The organism is Pseudomonas sp. Root71 (assembly GCF_001429045.1).
Lineage (GTDB): Bacteria > Pseudomonadota > Gammaproteobacteria > Pseudomonadales > Pseudomonadaceae > Aquipseudomonas > Aquipseudomonas monachiensis.
Genome location: NZ_LMHY01000030.1, coordinates 201,237 through 222,587, shown reverse-complemented (window position 1 = coordinate 222,587; position 21,351 = coordinate 201,237). Strand labels below are relative to the sequence as shown.

At 60.7% G+C, this 21,351-nt stretch carries 20 protein-coding genes and 1 pseudogene; 8 read left to right on the top strand and 13 right to left on the bottom strand.

Annotated elements, in window-relative coordinates; translation table 11 throughout:
- Positions 1–6 precede the first annotated feature (6 nt).
- Together ASD95_RS27700 and ASD95_RS27695 are read left to right on the top strand one after the other, a co-directional pair.
- Positions 7–1,575, top strand: coding sequence for a DUF2300 domain-containing protein (locus ASD95_RS27700; RefSeq protein ID WP_442965754.1), 1,569 nt, complete (start codon positions 7–9; stop codon positions 1,573–1,575).
- Between the two features lie 3 nt (positions 1,576–1,578).
- The gene (locus tag ASD95_RS27695; protein ID WP_056728905.1) at positions 1,579–2,391 is read left to right on the top strand and encodes a YfaP family protein; all 813 of its coding nucleotides are present in this window, start codon (positions 1,579–1,581) and stop codon (positions 2,389–2,391) included.
- A gap of 373 nt (positions 2,392–2,764) precedes the next feature.
- On the opposite strand, the gene ASD95_RS27690 is transcribed toward ASD95_RS27695, so the two are convergent.
- From ASD95_RS27690 to ASD95_RS27645, 10 genes and pseudogenes are all read right to left on the bottom strand, one after another.
- On the bottom strand, positions 2,765–3,511 hold the full coding sequence (locus tag ASD95_RS27690; protein WP_056728903.1) for a LexA family transcriptional regulator: 747 nt from the start codon (positions 3,509–3,511) through the stop codon (positions 2,765–2,767).
- A 229-nt stretch (positions 3,512–3,740) separates the two neighbouring features.
- Complete coding sequence (ppa, locus tag ASD95_RS27685; RefSeq protein WP_003205933.1) at positions 3,741–4,268, bottom strand: inorganic diphosphatase; 528 nt, start codon at positions 4,266–4,268, stop codon at positions 3,741–3,743.
- A gap of 113 nt (positions 4,269–4,381) precedes the next feature.
- Positions 4,382–5,194 carry a zinc-dependent peptidase gene (locus tag ASD95_RS27680; RefSeq protein ID WP_056728901.1) on the bottom strand — a complete coding sequence of 271 codons (813 nt, stop codon included), beginning with the start codon at positions 5,192–5,194 and terminating at the stop codon, positions 4,382–4,384.
- 4 nt (positions 5,195–5,198) lie between these two features.
- The gene (locus ASD95_RS27675; protein ID WP_008052342.1) at positions 5,199–5,855 is read right to left on the bottom strand and encodes a DedA family protein; all 657 of its coding nucleotides are present in this window, start codon (positions 5,853–5,855) and stop codon (positions 5,199–5,201) included.
- Between the two features lie 270 nt (positions 5,856–6,125).
- Positions 6,126–6,587, bottom strand: a complete 462-nt coding sequence (locus tag ASD95_RS27670) for a GNAT family N-acetyltransferase (protein WP_056728900.1) — start codon at positions 6,585–6,587, stop codon at positions 6,126–6,128.
- A 114-nt stretch (positions 6,588–6,701) separates the two neighbouring features.
- Positions 6,702–7,526, bottom strand: coding sequence for an ethanolamine ammonia-lyase subunit EutC (gene eutC, locus ASD95_RS27665; protein WP_056728997.1), 825 nt, complete (start codon positions 7,524–7,526; stop codon positions 6,702–6,704).
- Positions 7,527–7,534: 8 nt separating this feature from the next.
- A complete protein-coding gene (locus ASD95_RS27660; RefSeq protein ID WP_056728898.1) occupies positions 7,535–8,929 on the bottom strand; it encodes an ethanolamine ammonia-lyase subunit EutB in 1,395 nt (464 codons plus the stop codon).
- Between the two features lie 194 nt (positions 8,930–9,123).
- On the bottom strand, positions 9,124–10,497 hold the full coding sequence (gene eat, locus ASD95_RS27655) for an ethanolamine permease (RefSeq protein WP_056728896.1): 1,374 nt from the start codon (positions 10,495–10,497) through the stop codon (positions 9,124–9,126).
- Between the two features lie 178 nt (positions 10,498–10,675).
- A pseudogene (locus tag ASD95_RS27650) lies at positions 10,676–11,222 on the bottom strand (aldehyde dehydrogenase family protein); the annotation flags it as partial.
- Position 11,223: 1 nt separating this feature from the next.
- On the bottom strand, positions 11,224–12,317 hold a 1,094-nt coding region (locus ASD95_RS27645; RefSeq protein WP_156407402.1), incomplete at its 3' end, for an aldehyde dehydrogenase family protein.
- A 299-nt stretch (positions 12,318–12,616) separates the two neighbouring features.
- Between ASD95_RS27645 and ASD95_RS27640 the strand changes: the two genes are divergently transcribed.
- From ASD95_RS27640 to ASD95_RS27625, 4 genes are all read left to right on the top strand, one after another.
- Positions 12,617–14,530, top strand: a complete 1,914-nt coding sequence (locus ASD95_RS27640) for a sigma-54-dependent Fis family transcriptional regulator (RefSeq protein WP_056728894.1) — start codon at positions 12,617–12,619, stop codon at positions 14,528–14,530.
- Positions 14,531–14,729: 199 nt separating this feature from the next.
- Entirely contained in the window at positions 14,730–16,079 is a 1,350-nt protein-coding gene (gene mpl / locus ASD95_RS27635) for a UDP-N-acetylmuramate:L-alanyl-gamma-D-glutamyl-meso-diaminopimelate ligase (RefSeq protein ID WP_056728892.1), read from the top strand.
- Entirely contained in the window at positions 16,076–16,708 is a 633-nt protein-coding gene (ubiX, locus tag ASD95_RS27630; protein ID WP_056728890.1) for a flavin prenyltransferase UbiX, read from the top strand. The genes mpl and ubiX overlap by 4 nt, the downstream gene beginning before the upstream one ends.
- The gene (locus ASD95_RS27625; RefSeq protein WP_056728886.1) at positions 16,701–16,985 is read left to right on the top strand and encodes a YceK/YidQ family lipoprotein; all 285 of its coding nucleotides are present in this window, start codon (positions 16,701–16,703) and stop codon (positions 16,983–16,985) included. The genes ubiX and ASD95_RS27625 overlap by 8 nt, the downstream gene beginning before the upstream one ends.
- Positions 16,986–17,118: 133 nt before the next feature.
- On the opposite strand, the gene ASD95_RS27620 is transcribed toward ASD95_RS27625, so the two are convergent.
- The 3 genes from ASD95_RS27620 to ASD95_RS27610 form a co-directional block, all read right to left on the bottom strand.
- A complete protein-coding gene (locus tag ASD95_RS27620; protein WP_056728884.1) occupies positions 17,119–17,760 on the bottom strand; it encodes an oxidoreductase in 642 nt (213 codons plus the stop codon).
- 27 nt (positions 17,761–17,787) lie between these two features.
- Positions 17,788–19,506 (bottom strand): C13 family peptidase, encoded by a 1,719-nt coding sequence (locus ASD95_RS27615; protein WP_056728881.1) that lies wholly within the window; start codon positions 19,504–19,506, stop codon positions 17,788–17,790.
- A 114-nt stretch (positions 19,507–19,620) separates the two neighbouring features.
- On the bottom strand, positions 19,621–20,076 hold the full coding sequence (locus ASD95_RS27610) for a MaoC family dehydratase (RefSeq protein ID WP_056728879.1): 456 nt from the start codon (positions 20,074–20,076) through the stop codon (positions 19,621–19,623).
- Positions 20,077–20,269: 193 nt separating this feature from the next.
- Here ASD95_RS27610 and ASD95_RS27605 point away from each other — a divergent pair, with 193 nt between their 5' ends.
- Positions 20,270–20,632 carry a CidA/LrgA family protein gene (locus ASD95_RS27605; protein ID WP_056728878.1) on the top strand — a complete coding sequence of 121 codons (363 nt, stop codon included), beginning with the start codon at positions 20,270–20,272 and terminating at the stop codon, positions 20,630–20,632.
- On the top strand, positions 20,629–21,345 hold the full coding sequence (locus ASD95_RS27600) for an LrgB family protein (RefSeq protein WP_046041674.1): 717 nt from the start codon (positions 20,629–20,631) through the stop codon (positions 21,343–21,345). Before ASD95_RS27605 ends, ASD95_RS27600 begins: the two co-directional genes overlap by 4 nt.
- Positions 21,346–21,351: the final 6 nt, after the last annotated feature.

The following is a 21,351-nucleotide window of genomic DNA, read 5'->3' as shown; positions in this document are numbered from 1 at the left end:
CTGGCAATGGCGCAGGACGAACCTTTGCGCCTGGCCTTCAAGGGCGATTTGTTGTCCCTGAGCCGAACGCAGGTGACCACCCGCGAGCCGTTGCCGCAGACGTTGCAGGCGCCGCTGGGCAGTGTGTGGAAGTTGTTCGTCTACGCCTGGCTGGTGGACACCGGCGCGCGCGAGCCTGCTTATGAATGCCGCGGACAGTCGAAAGAAGAGGTGTATTGCTGCACGGCGGGCGGCAGGGTCGAGCGTGATCAGGCGTTGGTGAAGTCATGCGGTCTGTATTTCGAACCCGCTCGATTGGGCATCAGCGATGCCGACTGGCGAGCCTATTGGCAGACGCGGCAGGCGCCGCAATGGCTGCTGGATTTGCCTTCGTTGCAACCGGCTACCCGGGTTTCGGTGGCGGAGCTTTTGAAGGTGTTGGCCGTGCTGCCAGCGCAGGATCAAGCCCGACGTGTGTTGCTCGATGTGGTGCTCAATGCCGCCGATGGCCAAGCCGTCGGCGAACTCGGAAGCCGCCTGCGGGTAAAGACCTGGAGCTGGTTGGCGGATCAGGATGCAACATCGCGTCAGGGTGGGTTTGCCGGTTGGACAGCGGACGGCACAGCGGTCTGGGCCGGTGGGCGCGGCACCAGTCAACGGGTTCTTCGAGATTACGCGCAGGCACTCTCTACGGTGATTCCAGTTGCATGGCCTGCGGATGCAGGGCAGTGCGTAGAGGTCGACCTGTTCTCCCGCTATCCACTTCGGGGCGTGCTGTCAGGGGGCACCGCGGTGAATTCCGGGGCGTTGCGGGGTGACTACCGCGTTGAATTCGCCAACGGCAATACGCTGGATATCCACAGCGACGGCGAACTGTTTCTGCTGAACCACAAGCTGGTGGCACGCCTGGATCGCGAAGAGTACGTGGCCCGTGTTCTCCAGCGCGAAGCCAGCGCCGAACCGGTCGAGGCCGCCAAAGCCCTGGCCGTGGCCATCCGCACCTACCTGCTGCAAAACGCCACGCGCAGCGGTGATTGCCTGAGCATCGACGACAGCAGCAGCCGTCAGCGGGTCGCACCGCGTCCGGCGTCGCCCGAGTCGCGCGACATCGCCGCCTGGACCAGCGACCTGGTGCTGGCCGGCAGCACCGTCACCTACCATTCCGATCAACCCGGCCCGGACAAGCTGTCCTGGCAGCAAGCCGTCGAACAGGCCCGTGCCGGCCAGCGCTACGATGCCATCCTGCTGCACGCCTACCCACGCGCCAGTCTCAGTCGCTGGGACAACCCGATCGCGTCCTGCGAAGCGTTGCCCGCCGCACAAGAATGGCTGCAAAAGCAACGGCGCGGCTGGCGCCAGAAACTTGAAAGCGAAACCGGCTACAGCGAAGTCAGCACCTTCGCCGTCTGCCGCCTGGCCTTCGGTCGTCCCTATGTCGACCGCGAACGTCGGCGCATCTACGTGCGTGGCGTGCAGACACTGCAAGACCGCCTCGACCTGACCCACGAATACCTGCACCTGGCCTTCGAAGCACACCCCAATGGCCAGGATGAAACCTACATCGAAGGGCTCGCCCGCCACCTCTTGCTGGAATAGTCCATGAAACTCCGTTATCCACAGGTCTTGCTGTTGCTCTGCTCGCTGGTGGCGTTGCCATCGGTGATGGCGGCTGACAGCGTCAAACTCGACACCCCTGCAGGTGGCTGGCGCACCGGCGCGCCTGAGGGCGAAGGGGAACACTTCCGGCAGACCGTGAACTACCCGGCCTCGTCGGTGAATACCCCGGCAGGGCAGGCCAACACCGCGCGCATCAGCGGGCAGATCAAAGCCACGCCCAAATCCACAGAGCCCGGCCGGTTGATCGTCAACGGAGTGAGCATGCCGCTGAAAATCGACCCGGCCGGCCGCTTCGATCGCCCGTTCTCATTCCCCAACGGCAGCAACAGCGTCGAGGTGCGCAGCCCCGATGGCCAGCAACGTCAGCGCACGCAATTTCTCAACAGCAGCGGCGGTGCGACCCCGGCCAAACTGCGCGTCTTGCTGGCGTGGGACAGCGACAACACCGACCTCGACCTGCACCTGATCACCCCCGACGGCGCGCACATCTGGTACGGCGACCGCGTCGCCCCCAACGGCGCCGCGCTCGACGTCGACGTCACCACCGGCTACGGCCCGGAAATCTTCGCCATGCCCGCACCGATCAAGGGGCAATATCTGGTCTATGTGAACTACTTTGGCGGCGGCTACAGCAGTGATGAAGAGGGGCAGGAAGATGCGGTGCAAGCGCTGACCACGGCCCAGGTGACGGTGATTACCGAGGAAGGCACGCCGAGCGAGAAGATGGAAACCTTCCTGGTGCCGATGCGTGCGGTGGGGGAGTTGACGTTGGTGAAGTCGTTTAGTTATCCGTGAGGGGAAAGTGACAGCAGTGCTGACACTATTTGTTTTTTATTTGTCGCAGCAGTGCTGCGACAAATGCAGGTTCTGGGCGGTTCACTTTCTTTCAGGCATTAAAAAGCCGGCTTGTGGCCGGCTTCTCGGGGACTGGCTTGGATCATTTTTGGTAAACCGCGCCAGCCTTCAAAACGTACACCCGGATCTTGCGTCCGGCTGTGGGACCTGGTGAGAAAGTCATCTGTCAGGCCAGTGCATCTGAGCCGCTGGGCGGTTCGATACGCAAATGTGGGGCGCAGCATACGCAGGTTTGATGGAAATTCCCAGCGGGAAGTGCCGGGCAGAGCCGTTTGGCCACTCGGGTGGGCGGCCGATGGGCGTTCTGGAGTGCTTAAAGAAAGGGCACCGTTGGCCGTCGTTTGTTCAGGGTCGACCACCAGAACACCCAGCCCAGCACCCTGATGTTCTGCTCTTCGATTTGTGCGGCCCTGAAGATTTCATCCGGGTATTCGGCGCGGTTGTGGCTGCGCAGTCGCAGGGAGTTGCCCGGCAGTCGATGCAGGTACTTGATGCGCAGCATGCCGTCATGTTCGATGGCGTAGATCTCGCCATCGACAATCTGGGTCAGGCCACGGTCAATCGCCAGGGTCGAACCGTCTTCAATTTTTTCCCCCATGCTGTTGCCGCTCATCAGGGCGCAGATAGCGTCTGAGTGATTGATTTCCAGGGAATCGAGGTGGCTGCGGGGCAGGCGGATGGATTTCTCGGGGTCTTCTATGACGTGGGTTTTGTTGGAGCCCAAGGCGGTGACAGCTTCCTTGAGGAATGGCAGTTCGACGTCGACAGGCTCGATGACCGTGTAGACACCGCGGATGGTCTGGGCATCGAAGGTGTTGCCAGTTTCGTCGAGCAGGCGCAGGAGCTGGGCATCTTTCGGGCCTTCGCCGGTTTTCAGCCAGTCGCTGCTGACGGAGAGTTTTCGGGCGACTTCTTCCATGCAATGGGCGGGCACACCGCGGGTGTACCAGTTATGTACATTTTGTGGAGCCGTATCCAGGAATTCGGCAAATCCGGTGGTCGTGATGTTCGCTGCTTCGAGGAGCGCTTTAAAGCGTGGGCCGCTAGTGTTCTTTTTCATGAACGTGAGTCTACTGGCGGCTAACAAGGGTTTGAATAAACGCCTCGTTCAAATTTTGCGGGTAATTTACGACCGGATGTAAGACGTTCCTGGGGCGTTTTAAACAAGCAAAAACTATTGGAAGGTCTGTTTAAACGGGGTGTTTGGCGTGCTTATCAAGCGCCCACAAAAAACCCCGGATTACCCGGGGTTTTTCTTGCCGTTTGCAGCTAAAAGCCTGCAGCCGGGCTTAGCCTTTGTAGGCGGCAACCGACTTGGTGATCGCTTCGCGGGCGGCGTCTGCACCGGCCCAGCCTTCGATCTTCACCCATTTGCCTTTTTCGAGATCTTTGTAGTTCGCGAAGAAGTGCTCGATCTGCTGGATCAGCAGTGGTGGCAGGTCGGTGTATTCCTTTACGTCCACGTACAGCTGGGACAGCTTGTCGTGTGGGACTGCGATGACTTTGGCATCGCCGCCGCCGTCGTCGGTCATGTTCAGGATGCCGACCGGACGGGCGCGGATTACCGAACCTGGAGCAACCGGGTAAGGGGTTACGACCAGCACGTCGAGGGGATCACCGTCGTCAGCCAGGGTGTTCGGGATGTAACCGTAGTTGGCCGGGTAGAACATTGGGGTGGCCATGAAACGGTCAACGAACAGGCAATCGCTGTCTTTGTCGATTTCGTATTTGATCGGCGCGTGGTTGGCCGGAATCTCGATCGCGACGTAGATGTCGTTCGGCAGGTCTTTGCCAGCCGGAATCTTGCTGTAGCTCATTGGGCGTTGCCCCCGTTAGTTGACCAAAAACACTTGGCCGGATTGACCAAAAAGTGGCGGCGATTATAGGCATATTCCTGTGTCGACGCCATGGACCAGAAGTCGTATGGCGCTTACTGGTGTGCCTGATAGACAGGGTCATGCGCCTGAAGTTGCTTCAACCTCGCCAACGGGTCCTGGCGATAGAACAGCTTCAACTGCTGGTACACCTGTGGATAAGCCTCGTGCAGCAAATCCGGGGCGCTGAAGAAGTATTCGCTGGTGACGGCGAAGAACTCGGCAGGATTCTCGGCGGCATACGGGTCGATGGCGGTTTCGGCATCGGGATTGCGTTCCAGTTGCCGGTCGAGGTCGTCGTAGGCCTCTTGCATGACGCAGGCCCAGTCACTGACACGCATGTCGGGATGCAACGGAGGCAGGCCGTTGGCGACACCGTTGAGCATGTCGAGTTTGTGCGCCAGTTCGTGGATCACCAGGTTGTAGCCTTCCCAGCCACCACTGGCCATTACACCGGGCCAGGCGAGGATGATCGGGCCCTGCTGCCAGGCTTCACCGCTGTGCTCACCGTCCCATTCGTGCTCGACGCCGCTGGCATCGCGATGGCGCTGGGGGCTGAGGAAGTCGTCGGGGTAGAGAATGATTTCGTGGAAGCCCTGATACCAGTTCAGGTCGCCGAGGTGGAGCAGCGGCAGCTGTGCCTGGGCGGCGAGCAGCAAGCGTTGTTCCTGATGCAGTTCGACACCGGGCAGGGCGCTCAGGTGCTTGTCTTCGAGGAACAGCACGCAGGCTTCGCGCAGCCATTGGTCTTCGGCGGCGCTGATGCCATCGAGAAAGCTCAGATGATGGCGCACCCGTTGCCACATGTCATCGGCAATCGGGTGCTTTGCCAGGGTGCGCCGGCGACGCCAGGCGCTCAGGGACCACATCGTGTCAGCGCGATTCGGCTTTGGAGTTCGAACCGGCGAGGCGGTTGCGCACCATGCCAATGATCATCGGCACCAGCGATATCAGGATGATGCCGACTACCAGTAGCGACAGGTTCTTCTTGATGAACGGCACGTTGCCAAAGAAGTAACCGAGCGTCACCAGGCCGCCGACCCACAGGATGGTGCCCAGCACGCTGAAGGCAAAGAAACGCGGGTAAGGCATTTTCCCCACGCCGGCGACGAATGGCGCAAAGGTGCGGATGATCGGCAGGAAGCGCGCCAGGGTCACGGTTTTGCCGCCATGCTTGTCGTAGAAATCGTGGGTTTGTTGCAGGTAGTCACGACGGAAGATCTTCGAGTCCGGATTGCTGAACAGCTTTTCACCCGCCGTTCGTCCGATGATGTAGTTGGTGCTGTCGCCCAGGATCGCCGCCAGCATCAGCAGGCCGCCGAGCAGGACCGGGTCCATGCCGCCGCCGGCCGCCACGGCGCCAGCAATGAACAGCAGAGAGTCGCCCGGCAGGAAAGGCATGACCACAAGGCCGGTTTCACAGAAGATCACCATGAACAGAATGGCGTAGATCCATGCCCCGTAGTTGGTTACAAGCATGTCGAGGTAGACGTCGAGATGCAGGACAATGTCGATCGGGTTGAAATCCATGGAAAGCACCTGTGGTGACGGCCCGACTCGGCAGGCCTGTGCGGATGACTTCGCGTAAGACTACGGATAGAGGTAGTTTTTCTTACAAGCCGGGAATATCGGGATTATACGAGGCGAGTGGTGAAAATCGCGTCGAGATTGTAGCGGGGAATGTCATCACAGGGCTGATGTTTGATAACGATCGGGTGGGAGCGAGCCTGCTCGCGATGCCGTTGCCTCGTTGGACCAGTGTAATCCAGTCGATGCCATCGCGAGCACGGAGCAGGTGATTCAGAGTTCTTCGCTGATCGGCAGCACATAGTTCTTGAATTCGGTGTCTTCCTTGAATCCGATGGACTCGTAGGTTTTCTGCGCGACTTCGTTGTTGCTGCTGGTGGAAACACGCATGCGCACGGCATTGGTTTCCTTGGCCATTTTTTTTGCAGTGCGGATCAGGTTGTCGGCCACCAACTGGCGGCGGGCGTCCTCGGCGACATAAATATCGTTGAGGATCCATACCCGCTTGAGCGAAAGCGAAGAGAAGCTCGGGTACAGCTGGCAGAAGCCCATCAGTTTGTTGCTGTCGTCATCGGACAGCGCCAGATAGATCACCGATTCCTTGCGACGCAGGCGTTTTTCGAGGAACGCCCGGGACGAGTCCGGATACGGCAGGGAACCATAAAACTCGCGATATTTGACGAACAACGGGGTCAGCAGGTCCAGGTGTTCGAGGGTCGCTTGAATAATCCGCATGGTAGGTCTCGTCTTCAAGTGGCTGTCTTGCGTCTCTGACGGCGATGGGAAACCCTTGGCGGGCGCGCAACGATCCTGCCTGAAACTGGTACGAATGTGCAATGCGCAAGCGGTTCAGGCATTCGGCGGGCCGAGCAGGAAATTTCCTTTCATGTCGCCTCCCGTGTCCGACTCCAGTGTCTGAACCTGTGCTTCGTCCTTCAGATTCACCCCTGACAACTGCCGTCGGCAGGCTTCGCGCATCAAATACAGCAAACGGTGTGCGGCCATGCCGTAGCTCAGGCCTTCGAGCCGAACGTTGGAGATGCAATTACGGTAGGCATCGGTAAGACCGACCTTGGGATTGTAGGTGAAATATAATCCAAGGCTGTCCGGAGAGCTGAGGCCAGGGCGTTCGCCGATGAGGATTACGGTCATTTTTGCACCAAGCAACTCACCGATTTCATCGGCGACGGCCACCCGGCCCTGTTCCACGAGTACGACTGGCGCAACAGTCCAGCTGTCGCCGGCCATTTGCTCTTCGAATCGCGCCAGAAACGGTAGGGTATGGCGATGAACGGCCAGTGCCGACAGGCCGTCGGCGACCACGATCACCAGATCCACGCCACCCGGATGGACCGTCGCGTAGTCACGCAGGGTCTGCGCCGAGGCATCACTGAGTTTTCGCCCCAGGTCGGGGCGTTGCAGGTAGGTGTTGCGATCCGTCGCCGCACTGTGCAGCAAAAGGCACTGGCGATCACGTTCGGCCAATTGCGCGCTGAGGGAGGCATGGTCAAACGGCAAGTGCACCGCATCTCGCGCCTGGGCGTGGGCGTATTGGAAGTCCAGTTGTGCACGGGTGGGAATGCTGGTGCCGGTGCGGCCCAGAGCGATTCGCGCTGGTGTCAGGCGTCGTAGCTCCAGCCAAGGGTTGTGTGGATCGAAGGGTAGTTTGTCCATGTCGATGCTCATCCCAGTTGCGCCAGGGCCTGCCGGAAGGCTGGCGGCAGGCTGTCGCCGAAGAGAACCCTGCCATCGGCTTGAGTGAAGATGCCCATTTTCGCCAGCCACTGTTCGAATTCCGGTGCGGGCCTCAGGCCCAGGGTCTGCCGGGCGTAGAGCGCATCGTGGAACGAAGTGGTCTGGTAGTTGAGCATGATGTCGTCGGAGCCGGGGATGCCCATGATGAAGTTGATCCCGGCGACGCCCAGCAGGGTCAGCAGGGTGTCCATGTCATCCTGGTCGGCTTCGGCGTGGTTGGTGTAGCAGATGTCGCAACCCATGGGCACACCGAGCAATTTGCCGCAGAAGTGGTCTTCCAGGCCGGCGCGGATGATCTGTTTGCCGTTGTACAGGTATTCCGGGCCGATGAAGCCGACGACGGTATTTACCAGGAACGGTTTGAAATGCCGCGCGACGGCGTAGGCACGGGTTTCGCAGGTTTGCTGATCGACGCCGTGATGCGCGTTGGCCGAAAGGGCGCTGCCCTGGCCGGTTTCGAAGTACATCAGGTTCTGGCCCAGTGTGCCGCGATTGAGGCTCAAACCTGCGTCGTAACCTTCCTGCAATATATTGAGGTTGATGCCGAAACTGGCGTTGGCCGCCTCGGTGCCGGCGATCGACTGGAACACCAGGTCCAACGGGACGCCGCGATTGATCGCTTCGATCGAGGTGGTGACATGGGTCAGCACGCACGCCTGGGTCGGGATTTCATAGCGCTGGATGATCGCGTCGAGCATCTCCAGCATGGCGCAGATCGAGGCGATGCTGTCGGTCGCCGGGTTGATGCCGATCATGGCATCGCCGTTGCCGTGCAGCAGGCCGTCGAGAATGCTTGCGGCGATGCCGGCCGGTTCGTCGGTGGGGTGATTCGGTTGCAGGCGCGTGGACAGTCGACCGCGCAGGCCCAGGGTGCCGCGAAACTGGGTGACCACGCGGATTTTCTGCGCCACCAGCACCAGATCCTGCACGCGCATGATCTTCGACACGGCGGCGGCCATTTCCGGAGTCAGGCCAGGGGCGAGGGCGCGCAGGACCTGCTCGTCGGCGGCATCGCTGAGCAGCCAGTCGCGAAAGCCGCCGACGGTGAGGTGGCTGACGACCGCGAAGGCTTGTTTGTCGTGAGTGTCGATGATCAAGCGGGTGACTTCATCGGACTCATAGGGAATCAGCACCTCTTGCAGGAAGTGGGATAGCGGAATGTCGGCCAACGTCATCTGGGCCGCGACGCGCTCGCCGTCATTGAGGGCCGCGACGCCGGCCAGAAAATCCCCGGAACGCGCCGGGCTGGCCTTGGCCATCACATCCTTGAGGCTGTCGAAGCGATAGGTCTGGGCGCCGACGGAATGGGCATATACGGCCATGGGGCGGGGGCCTCCTGATCAATTTAAAATGCGATCCGCTTTTCTGTGGGAGCGAGCTTGCTCGCGATAGCTGTCTTGCATCCGCCACATGTGCTGAATGACACACCGCCTTCGCGAGCAAGCCCGCTCCCACAGGGGAATTGCATGCACTTCAATAATGCAGGCGCCAGGCTCGAGGCCCGGCGCCGGTGCATTCATATACCTTCGAGCATAGCGTCTGCCGGTGCCTCGGAACGTTGCTTGGCGGTCACCTGGAAGTACAGGTAGCCGACAACCATGAAGCCGAGGAAAACCAGGCCGATCACAGTGTTGAACCAGGCCATCGCCACCAGGCACACCACCGCCAGGAACAGCGCGATCCCCGGTACGATCGGATAACCCGGTGCGCGGAAGGTGCGCTCCAGGTTCGGTTCGGTCTTACGCAGCTTGAACAGGCTCAGCATACTGATGATGTACATCACGATGGCGCCGAATACCGACATGGTGATCATTGCCGCCGTCAGGGTCATGCCTTGCAGGTTGACCAGGCCGTCGCTGTAGATCGCCGCGATGCCGATCACGCCGCCGGCCAGAATCGCCCGATGCGGGGTCTGGAAGCGCGAGAGTTTGGCCAGTCCCTTGGGCAGGTAGCCAGCGCGAGCCAGGGCGAAGAACTGTCGTGAGTAGCCAAGAATGATCCCGTGAAAACTTGCCACCAGGCCGAAGAGGCCGATCCAGACCAACATGTGCATCCAGGTCGAGTTATTGCCGACCACGGCTTTCATCGCCTGGGGCAGCGGATCGTTGATGTTCGACAGTTGACGCCAGTCGCCGACGCCGCCGGCCATCACCATCACGCCGATGGCCAGGAACACTAGGGTCAGAATGCCGCTGACATAGGCTCTGGGGATCGTGCGTTTCGGGTCCTTGGCTTCCTCGGCGGCCATGGCCGCGCCTTCGATGGCGAGGAAGAACCAGATCGCAAAGGGGATCGCCGCAAAGATCCCGGGAATCGAGTCCATCGTGAACTCGTTCGAGCCCGACCAGCCATTGAGTACGAAGTTGCTGAAGCTGAAGCCCGGGGCGACCACGCCCATGAACACCAGCAATTCAGCGACTGCCAGCACGGTGACCACCAGTTCGAAGGTGGCCGCGATGCTGACGCCGAGGATGTTCAGGCCCATGAACACGAAATAGGCGCCAACGGCGGCGATCTTCGGGTCCAGTTCCGGGTATTGCACGTTGAGGTAGGCACCGATGGCCATGGCGATGGCCGGTGGTGCAAAGACGAATTCGATCAGTGTGGCGATGCCGGCGATCAACCCGCCTTTCTCACCAAAGGCCCGGCGGCTGTAGGCAAACGGCCCGCCAGCGTGGGGAATCGCCGTCGTCAGTTCGGTGAAGCTGAAGATGAAGCAGGTGTACATCGTCGCCACCATCAGCGCGGTGACGAGAAAGCCCAGTGTGCCAGCGGTGCCCCAGCCGTAACTCCAGCCGAAGTACTCGCCGGAAATCACCAGGCCGACGGCAATACCCCATAAATGCAGGGTGCCGAGTGTGGGTTTGAGCTGTGTGGAAGAAGTAGTCATAAGTCCTCTCTAATTTTTATTGTTCAATCTTTTGGACTTTCGGGTACGACGGGTTGGGTGCAAATCCTGAATGATGGGTAGGCAAGGCCCGTGCCAGAGCGGCCAGGCCTTGTGTGTTGGGTCATTTAAGAAGGCGGTAGAAAGGGCGACACAGAAATACCTGTGTCGCCCCCGGTTTTTAGAAGAAGCCCAGCGGATTGATGTCGTAGCTCACCAGCAGGTTTTTGGTCTGCTGATAGTGGTCGAGCATCATCTTGTGGGTTTCACGGCCGACGCCGGACTTCTTGTATCCACCGAACGCGGCGTGCGCCGGGTACAGGTGGTAGCAGTTGGTCCACACACGACCGGCCTTGATGGCGCGGCCCATGCGGTAGGCGCGGTTGATGTCGCGGGTCCAGAGGCCGGCACCCAGGCCGAACTCGGTGTCGTTGGCGATGGCCAGGGCTTCGGCTTCGTCCTTGAAGGTGGTGATGCTCACCACCGGGCCGAAGATTTCTTCCTGGAACACGCGCATTTTGTTGGTGCCCTTGAGTAGCGTCGGCTGGATGTAATACCCGCTCGCCAGGCTGCCCTCGAGTTTTTCCACCTTGCCGCCGGTCAGCAGCTCGGCGCCTTCGCCCTTGGCGATTTCCAGGTACGAAAGGATTTTGTCGAATTGCTGCTCGGACGCCTGGGCGCCGACCATGGTGTCGGTGTCCAGCGGGTCGCCACGTTTGATTTGCAGANTCGGCGCCTTCGCCCTTGGCGATTTCCAGGTACGAAAGGATTTTGTCGAATTGCTGCTCGGACGCCTGGGCGCCGACCATGGTGTCGGTGTCCAGCGGGTCGCCACGTTTGATTTGCAGGACCTTCTTCATCACCACTTGCATGAATTCGTCGTAGATCGACTCCTGCACCAGCGCCCGGGAAGGGCAGGTGCAGACTTCGCCCTGGTTGAAGAACGCCAGTACCAGGCCTTCGGCGGCCTTCTCGATGAAGGACGGTTCGGCCTTCATGATGTCTTCGAAGAAGATGTTCGGCGACTTGCCACCCAGCTCCACGGTGGACGGAATGATGTTTTCCGCCGCGCATTTCATGATGTGCGAGCCGACCGGGGTCGAGCCGGTGAAGGCAATCTTGGCGATGCGCTTGCTGGTGGCCAAGGCCTCGCCGGCTTCGCGACCGAAACCCTGGACGATGTTCAGCACGCCCGGTGGCAGCAGGTCGCCGATCAGTTCGACCAGCACGGTGATGCCCAGCGGGGTTTGCTCGGCAGGCTTGAGCACCACGCAGTTGCCGGCAGCCAGCGCCGGGGCGAGTTTCCAGGCGGCCATCAGGATCGGGAAGTTCCACGGAATGATCTGCCCGACCACGCCCAGCGGTTCATGGATGTGATAGGCCACGGTGTTGCCGTCGATCTCGGCGGCGCTGCCTTCCTGGGCACGGATGCAACCGGCGAAGTAGCGGAAGTGGTCGGCGGCCAGCGGGATGTCGGCGTTGAGGGTTTCACGCACGGCTTTGCCGTTGTCCCAGGATTCGGTGATTGCCAGCAGTTCAAGGTTCTGTTCGATGCGGTCGGCGATTTTCAGCAGCACCAGCGAACGCGCCTGGGCTGAGGTGGCGCCCCAGGCATCGGCAGCGGCGTGGGCAGCGTCCAGGGCCTTGTCGATGTCTTCGGCCGTGGAACGGGGGAATTCGGCAATCGGTTGGCCATTTACTGGCGAGGTATTGGTGAAGTACTGACCTTTGACAGGCGCGACGAACTCGCCGCCGATGTAGTTACCGTATTTGGCTTTGAACGAAACGATAGCGCCTTCAGTACCGGGGTGAGCGTAACGCATGGTGGTCTCTCCTTGCTTTTGTGCTTATAGGGAGTCGCGCATGTGCGCTTGCTTTAAGCGTAGAGCAAGGGCCGGGCCAGTGCCTTGCATGTCAGGTAAATCAAGGCTTTGCGAGGTTTTTGTCGGACGGGTGGGCAGCGCCTGTGACGCTTTCGGTACAGCCTGGGTGACACTTTGTACCCTTTGTGGCACAGCTTGTGACCAACCGGTCTTGCAGGCATTGCAATGCGGGCCGGGCTGGAGGATGCTCGGCATCACCTCATGCACGGGACGCCGAGCCCCGGGGAGAATAATAAGAAATGCACGACAATCATTTGAGTCGCCATGCCCAGCAAGTATTGACGGTGACTCAGGGCAAGACCCACCTGCACGGTCCTGGCAGTGATCCGTCCATCGCCCGTTCCTGGCTGCGCTGCCTTGAGGACTATCACCTCGATCCGGCCCTGAGCATCGCGCCGACGGTGCTGGAACATGGCCGTGTCCTGGAAAGCCGCGAGCGCTTGCAGCAAGTGCTGCACATCGCCGGCAATGAAATGACCAGCTTGCATCAACAACTCTCCGGCGCCGGTCATGCCGTGCTGCTGACCGACGCCCGCGGCGTGATCCTCAACTGCGTCACCGCGCCCGCCGAACGACAGATCTTCGAGCGCGCCGGCCTTTGGCTCGGGGCCGACTGGAGCGAGGCTTGCGAAGGCACTAACGGTATCGGCACCTGCCTGGTGGAGCGTCAGTCGCTGACCATCCATCAGGACGAACACTTTCGCGGCCGCCACACCGGCCTGACCTGCTCGGCGAGCCCGGTCTTCGATCCCCATGGCGAATTGCTGGCGGTGCTCGACGTGTCGTCGGCGCGGCGCGATGTGTCGCGGCAAAGTCAGTTCCACACCATGGCGCTGGTCAATCTGTCGGCGAAGATGATCGAGAGCTGCTACTTCCTGCGCTGCTTCGACAATCAATGGTTGTTGCGTTTTCACTTGCAGGCCGAGTCCGTCGGTTTGTTCAGCGAAGGCTTGCTGGCGTTCGACGGGGAAGGGCGCATTAGCGCGGTCAACCAAAGTGCGCTGAACCTGCTGGGACATATTCGCGGCGGCTTGCTTGGCAAACCGGTGGAGGCGTTTTTCGATTGCTCGCTCGATGAGTTGCTCGGACGCGCGAGCACCAATGCCGCCGCCAGTTGGCCGTTGCGCACCCGTGATGGCCGCAAGCTGTTCGCGGTATTGCGCGGTGAGGCACGGCGACCGCTGCCGATTCCGATGGTGCCCGCGGCCAAGGTTGTACAAGCGCCGCGCCTGTCGGGCATTTGCCTGGATGACGCGATGTTGCAGGCGGACTTCCGCAAAGCCTTGCGCGTCTACGAGCGCGACGTGCCGCTGCTGATCAATGGTGAAACCGGGTCCGGCAAGGAGGCCTTTGCCAAAGCGGTGCACCACGCCAGCCAGCGGGCGGAGAAAGCCTTTGTCGCCCTCAACTGCGCGGCCATTCCCGAAAGCCTGATCGAAAGCGAGCTGTTCGGATATCGCGGCGGCAGCTTTACCGGTGCGCGCAAGGAAGGCATGCGCGGCAAGTTGCAGCAGGCCGATGGTGGGACCTTGTTCCTCGATGAAATCGGTGACATGCCACTGGCCATGCAGACGCGCTTGCTGAGGGTGCTCGAAGACCGTCAAGTGGTGCCGATCGGCGGCGAGCCGGAATCGGTGAATGTGCGGATCATCAGTGCCACTCACCGTAACTTGCTGGATCGTGTGCAGGACGGCAGCTTCCGTGAGGATTTGTATTACCGCCTCAACGGGCTGGAAGTCGCGTTGCCGGCCTTGCGTGATCGTAGCGACAAATCCCGGTTGCTCGACTTTCTGCTGGCCGAGGAGGCGGGCGGCGAAACCGTGTTGATCGACGGGCCGGCGCGGGCGGCCTTATTGGGATTCGCCTGGCCGGGAAACGTGCGGCAGTTGCGAAATGTGCTGCGTACGTTGGCCGCCCTGTGTGAGGACGGGCGGATTGGCCTGGAGGATTTGCCGGCGATGATTCGTCAGGCGCGGCCGGTGGTGTCGACGATTGAAGAGGTGTCGGAGCATCCGCTGGAAGATGCCGAGCGGCTGGCATTACTCACGGCACTGGAGCAGACGCGCTGGCACATGACCCACACAGCGGAGCAGTTGGGGGTCAGTCGCAATACCCTTTATCGCAAGCTACGCAAGCACAATATCGCCCGGTAAACCGTGTCGCGGCCATTCGCGAGCAAGCCCGCTCCCACATTTGCTCGGAGGTGTTCACAAATTTGTGTTCACTATAGAACCAATGTGGGAGCGGCGGTGCGGCGATCCGACTTGCTCGAAGGCGTCCTGAAGTCTGAAACACAAGGTGCGATTTTCCCCTCCCTAAGCTAACCTGCGGCCATGTTTTACGAGGTCGACTATGCACATTCATATTCTTGGTATCTGCGGCACTTTCATGGGGTCAATGGCGGTTCTGGCCAAAGAGCTGGGCCATCACGTGACGGGCTCCGATGCCAACGTCTATCCGCCGATGAGCACTCAGCTGCAAGCCCAGGGCATTGAATTGACCCAAGGCTACGACCCGGCGCAACTCGATCCGGCCCCTGATCTGGTAGTGATCGGCAACGCCATGTCCCGGGGCAACCCTGCTGTGGAGTACGTGCTGAACAAAGGCCTGCCCTATGTCTCCGGCCCGCAATGGCTGGCCGATCACGTGCTGCAAGGTCGCTGGGTACTGGCGGTTGCCGGTACGCACGGCAAAACCACCACCAGCAGCATGCTGGCCTGGGTGCTGGAGCACGCGGGCATGAGCCCCGGCTTCCTGATCGGCGGCGTACCGCAGAACTTCTCGGTGTCGGCGCGTTTGGGCGATACGCCGTTCTTCGTCATCGAAGCCGACGAATACGACAGCGCGTTCTTCGACAAGCGTTCCAAGTTCGTTCACTACCGTCCACGTACGGCCATCCTGAACAACCTGGAATTCGATCACGCGGACATTTTCCCGGACCTGCCGGCCATCGAGCGGCAGTTCCATCATCTGGTGCGAACCATCCCGAGCGAAGGCCTGGTGATTCATCCGACTACTGAGCCGGCCTTGCTGCGCGTGATCGAGATGGGTTGCTGGACTCCGGTGCAAACCACCGGTGCCGGCGGCCAGTGGCAGGTCAAGCTGCTCAGTGAAGATGGCTCGAAGTTCGAAGTGATGTTCGAAGGCGTCGCCCAGGGTGTGGTCGAGTGGGACATGACTGGCCAGCACAATGTCGCCAACGCCCTGGCGACCCTGGCGGCCGCACGCCACGTCGGTGTGGTGCCGTCCATGGGCATCGCCGCGTTGAGCGCGTTCAAAAGCGTGAAGCGCCGGATGGAGAAAGTCGCGGAAGTGGGTGGCATCACCATTTATGACGACTTCGCTCACCATCCGACCGCCATCGCCACCACGCTGGATGGCCTGCGCAAGCGCATCGGCGATGCACCATTGATCGCGATCATCGAGCCGCGTTCCAACTCCATGAAGCTTGGCGCGCACCGTGACGGATTGCCGGAAAGCGTGGTCGATGCCGATCAGGTGATCTGGTACGCACCGGCCAACCTCGGCTGGGATCTGGCGGGTACCGCGGCGCTGTGCACCGTGCCGTCGATTGTCAGCGATTCCCTGGAAGGCATCATCGAGCGCGTGAAGAGCCAGGCTCAGCCGGGCACCCACGTGGTGATCATGAGTAACGGCGGCTTCGGCGGCCTGCACGGCAAACTGGCCGAGGCGCTCAAATGAACCATGGCCCGGACCGCATCACCCTGGCCATGACCGGCGCTTCGGGCGCCCAGTACGGTTTGCGTCTGCTCGACTGCCTGGTGCGGGAAGATCGTGAAGTGCACTTCCTGATTTCCAAGGCCGCGCAGTTGGTGATGGCCACCGAAACCGACGTCACACTGCCGGCCAAGCCGCAGATGATGCAGGCGTTCCTCACCGAATACACGGGGGCTGCCGCCGGGCAGATTCGGGTATACGGCAAGGAAGACTGGATGTCGCCGGTGGCCTCGGGTTCCGGCTCTCCGGCGGCGATGGTGGTGGTGCCGTGTTCCACGGGCACGTTGTCGGCCATCGCTACCGGTGCTTGCAACAACCTGATCGAACGGGCCGCCGACGTGACGCTCAAAGAGCGTCGGCAGTTGATCCTGGTGCCCCGTGAAGCGCCGTATTCGAGCATTCACCTGGAGCACATGCTCAAGTTGTCGAACATGGGCGTGACAATCTTGCCGGCATCTCCGGGCTTCTATCATCAGCCGCAAACCATCGACGACCTGATCGATTTCGTCGTGGCGCGGATCCTCAACCTGCTGAATATTCCTCAGGACATGTTGCCGCGCTGGGGCGAGCATCATCTGACCAGCGATGAATAAGCTGCTGGTGATGGTGCTGGCGCTGCAATTGGCCGGGTGTGCGACCGTGCGCACCCTCGATGCAGCGAAGCCGGGGGCGCCGGTGGTGTACTCGGGGACTCGCCTGGATTTGTACGCGTTGAATGGTGGGTGCTGCGCGATGGACCGTTTCGGAGCCGAAGCACCGAGTTATCCGGGCGTTGATCTGCCGGCCAGTGCGTTGCTCGACACGCTGCTGTTGCCGTTGTCGTTGCTGACGGTGATCGGGGTGAGCTTTCAGGCGACGGGTGGATTGTAAGAGAGCGCTTCGCGCTCTATCGCGAGCAAGCTCGCTCCCACAGGATTTTGTGTTGTACACAAATTTTGTAATCGCTGAAAAAACCTGTGGGAGCGGGCTTGCCCGCGATGAGGCCCGCTCAGGCACCATAAAGTTACTTGCCCAACTTCCTCAGCTCATCCGACTCGACAATCCTGACCCCGTCCTGCTCTTCCAGTGCCAGACGCCACATTGCCCGGGCCAACTGGCACGCTTCGATGCCGTGGTATTTGCCAGGAATCAGCCGAGACAGCGGGCCTGCGACTTTCTCGCCCAGTCGCGGTTCGGTGCGATCACCCAGCAATAGCGAAGGGCGGCAGATGGTCAACTGCGGCCAGTCCTGCGCGCGCAGTGCGTACTCCATCTCGCCTTTGACCCGGTTGTAGAAAATCGAGGATCTGCGATCGGCTCCCAGAGCACTGATCACGATCAGGTGCCGTGCGCCCATCTCCCGTGCACGTTTGGCAAAGGCTACGACCATGTCCAGGTCCACCGCGCGGAACGCCTGTTCCGAGCCCGCCTGTTTGATGGTGGTGCCCAGGCAGCAGTAGGCGATATCGACCCGGCCGTTCAACTGCGGCAGAAACTCCGCCGGGTCGCCGACGGGGTTTTCAAGGTGCGGGTGCTCGGCCAATGGCCTGCGTGAGGGGGCCAATACCCGTGAAATCGTTGGCTCGTTGAGCAAACGATCAAGCAGATGTTCACCGGTCAGGCCGGTGGCTCCGGCAAGCAATACGTGCTGAGGCGTCAAGTACATAGTGTTTCTCCCTTGATACTATTCAGCTTAGTTGCTGTTTGCATCCTTGCTTTCAATGGACGCACTTTGCAGGGCTTTTCGTGCCTGCTGTTTGCGCAGCAGTTGCCAATGCGAGAGGACGGTTTTCGGTGCCCAGATCTGTGGTTCGGACGCTTCGAAACCGTCCGCCAGTTCACGTTCGGCGACAGTGGCCTTGGCCAGTTTGAAAGCTTGTTCCAGGTCATCGGTCTGGTTCAGGGCCTGGGCGAACAGGGCATCGCCGAAGTAAGTGAAGTTGGCTTCCTCCGAGCAACCGAAGGACACTCGGTCGGCCCGCGAGGCTGTCATGATCAGGGTCCGTTCATCCTTGAGCGCGGGGATGAAACCGCCGGAGTAGCAGGACGAAATCACGATGATCTTGTCGCGGTTCTTCAGTGGGGCGAGAACAGCGGCCAATTCGTCGGCCGGCAGATCGGCCAATTCCATGCGTGGCTGGTCTAGCACCAGTTCGTGTTCGCTGGTGCCATGGCTGGTCAGGTAGATGAAAATCAGGTCTTCCGGACCGCTGCGTTCGGCCAGCGTCAGGGCTGCGCGGCGCAGGTTTTCCCGGGTAGCCATCGGGCGGTCGGCGAGGTGGTCACGATGGTTCACCAGGCGGATCTGGCCAAAGGTGCCGAAACGGGTGTTGAGCATGTTGGCGACATAGTCGGATTCGCGCAGAAACACGCTTTGCTTGCCATCGCCACCCAGGGTCAACGAATACAGCTCCACCGCCGGGGTCGAGGGTGGAACGTTGGCCAGCGCTGCGTCGAGCAGGCGCCCCTGGGCCAGCAGGCCGAGCTCCAGGGTGTCGGGCAGTAATTTGCCCTCGGCGTCGCGTACGCGCTGGCCGTTGATCCAGGTGCCGCTGAGCACTGTGCCGTCGGTCAACACCAATGTGCCGCGCCCCTGGTAACTGTCGTTGTCGAACTGGCCGGTGTAAAAGCTGCCGTCGGACAGGTTCAAGCGACCCTGGCCGGAAAAGCGCCAGTCATTGAACTGGCCGATGTAGTGGCTGCCGTCAGTGCCGATCAACTCGCCCTTGCCGTTCAGCGAGCCTTCCTTGAACTGACCCAGCCAGACATCGCCGTCGGCGTTTTCGTAGCGGCCCTTGCCGTGCAGTTGATTGTTCTTGAAGCTGCCGACATAGATGTCGCCGTCGGCGCTGTTGAAAGTCCCGTTGCCTTCCAGCTGGCCGTCGACGAAATGCCCGGTGAACTGATTGCCGTTGCCGTCGCCGCGCTGACCTTCGCCATTGGGTTTGCCGTGGGCGAACTGGCCTTGATAGGAGCTGCCGTCTTCGAGTTCGAGTCGCCCCAGGCCGGCGTATTGATCGGCCTTGAACTCTCCGCGATAGCTCATGCCGTTTTCTTTGAGTGTGCCTTCGCCGTTGCGCCGGCCGGCCTTGAAGCCGCCGCTGTAGCTGCTGGCGTTGGTGGTCAGTGCCCCCTGGCCGTCGAACAGTCCCTGATTGAACTGCCCGCGATAGACTTCGCCATTGCTGCCATGCCATTCGCCCTGGCCCTGCCACTGGCCTTTGTCGAACTCGCCGGCGTACCAGCTGCCATTCGGGTAGTCGATACGCCCCTTGCCTTGCAGCAAACCATTGACCAGATCACCGCGATAGCGTCCGCCGTCCGGCAGGCGTGCGTCAGGAGGCAATGGCGATTCGCCGTCGCCGCAAGCGGTGAGCATCAGGGTCAAGGCGAGGAGTGCAAGTGGGCGCATAGCGGATTCCGGGCAATTAGGCGAGGGAGTATGCCGCAGCTATGTGCCCTTATACAGGTCGAGGTACCGCGTGAGGTCGCGAAACAGCGTGAACTGCTTCGCATCCAGGACGGTTTATACGAAGCACAGGGACAGGGGTTCGGCGATGTACGCCGGTTTGTCCGAACCTTCGATTTCCAGGGTGGTGGTGGCCTTGAGCAGCCATTGGCCGGGTTTCTTCTCGATGACTTCGGTCAGGTCGACCTTCAGGCGCACTTTCGAATTGACCTTGACCGGCTGGATGAAGCGCACGCTGTCGAGGCCGTAGTTGACCACCATCTTCAAGCCTTCTGGCATGACGAGGATGTCTTCCATCAATTTCGGGATCAGCGACAACGACAGGAAGCCGTGAGCGATGGTGCAGCCAAATGGCGTTTGCGCGGCCTTGACCGGGTCGACGTGGATGAACTGAAAATCCCCTGTGGCTTCGGCGAACAGGTTGATGCGGTCCTGGTCGATGGTGAGCCATTCGGAACGTCCAAGTTCCTTGCCGACATAATCTTTGAGCTCTGCAACTGGAACATAGGGCATTGAGACTCTCCTTGGGTTCATCGGTTTTATGGTTTTGGCTTGCGGGGATCTGACCTCCCGGCTTACCACTTTAGATCAACATGGCCAAACGCTCCGGTCAACTGACCATGCTTTTGGCGAATGCCGGTCTATAGCGCGAGCATGCTTATAATGCCCTGCCAATGCGGGTGACGGATTTTGCGGGAGATCTTTGATGCTGTTACGGGGCCTGACGTGGCTGGTGCTGTTCCAATTGCTCGGCACTGCGATCAATCATTTGTTCTTGCCGGTGCTGCCGGGGCCGATTGTGGGGTTGCTGCTGTTGCTGGTGTACCTCATCTGTCGCGGACAGGTCGGCGAACCGCTGAACCTGGCGGCCAGCAGCCTGCTGCGCTACCTGCCGCTGTTGCTGGTACCGCCGGCCGTGGGCGTAATGGTCTACGCCGCTGACATCGCGGCGGATTTCTGGGCCATTGTCGGTGCACTGGTGTTGTCACTGCTGCTTTCGATGGCCTTCGCCGGGGTGCTGATGCAGCGCATGGTCAAGCGTCACGCTCACTCCGAGGACAACCAATGATCTTCGACTGGCACGGCGCCTGGACGTCGGTAATTCATCATCCCTTGTTTGGTATCGGCATCACTCTTGGCGCCTACCAACTCGTCCTGGCGGCATTCGAGAAAACCCGATGGATCTTTTTGCAGCCGGTGCTTGTCTCCATGTTGCTGGTGATCGGCGTGCTGGTGGGTTGCGGCCTGACCTACGCCGAGTACCGCAAGAGCACCGAGATTCTCAGCATCCTGTTAGGCCCGGCCACTGTCGCGCTGGCGGTGCCGCTTTATCTCAACCTGCGACGGATTCGGCAGTTGTTCTGGCCGATATTTACTACGCTGGTGATAGGTGGGGTGGTGGCCACGGGAATGGGTGTGTTACTGGGCTGGTCGTTCGGTGCCGAGCACATGATCCTGATGACCATGGCGCCGAAATCGGTGACTTCGCCTATCGCCATGTTGGTGGCTGAGCAGATCGGTGGTGTCGCGGCGCTGGCAGCGGTGTTCGTCTTGATTACTGGCGTGATCGGCGCGATTTTCGGCCCGGCGTTGTTGACCCGTCTCGGCGTGCACAGCCCGGAAGCCAGGGGCATGGCGCTGGGCATGACGGCCCACGCGGTCGGCACGGCGGTGGCGATGCAGGAAAGTGAAGAGTGCGGCGCCTTCGCGGCGCTGGCGATGAGCCTGATGGGTGTGGCCACGGCGGTGTTCCTGCCGTTGGCGGTATCGATGGTGGTGTAAGGAAAT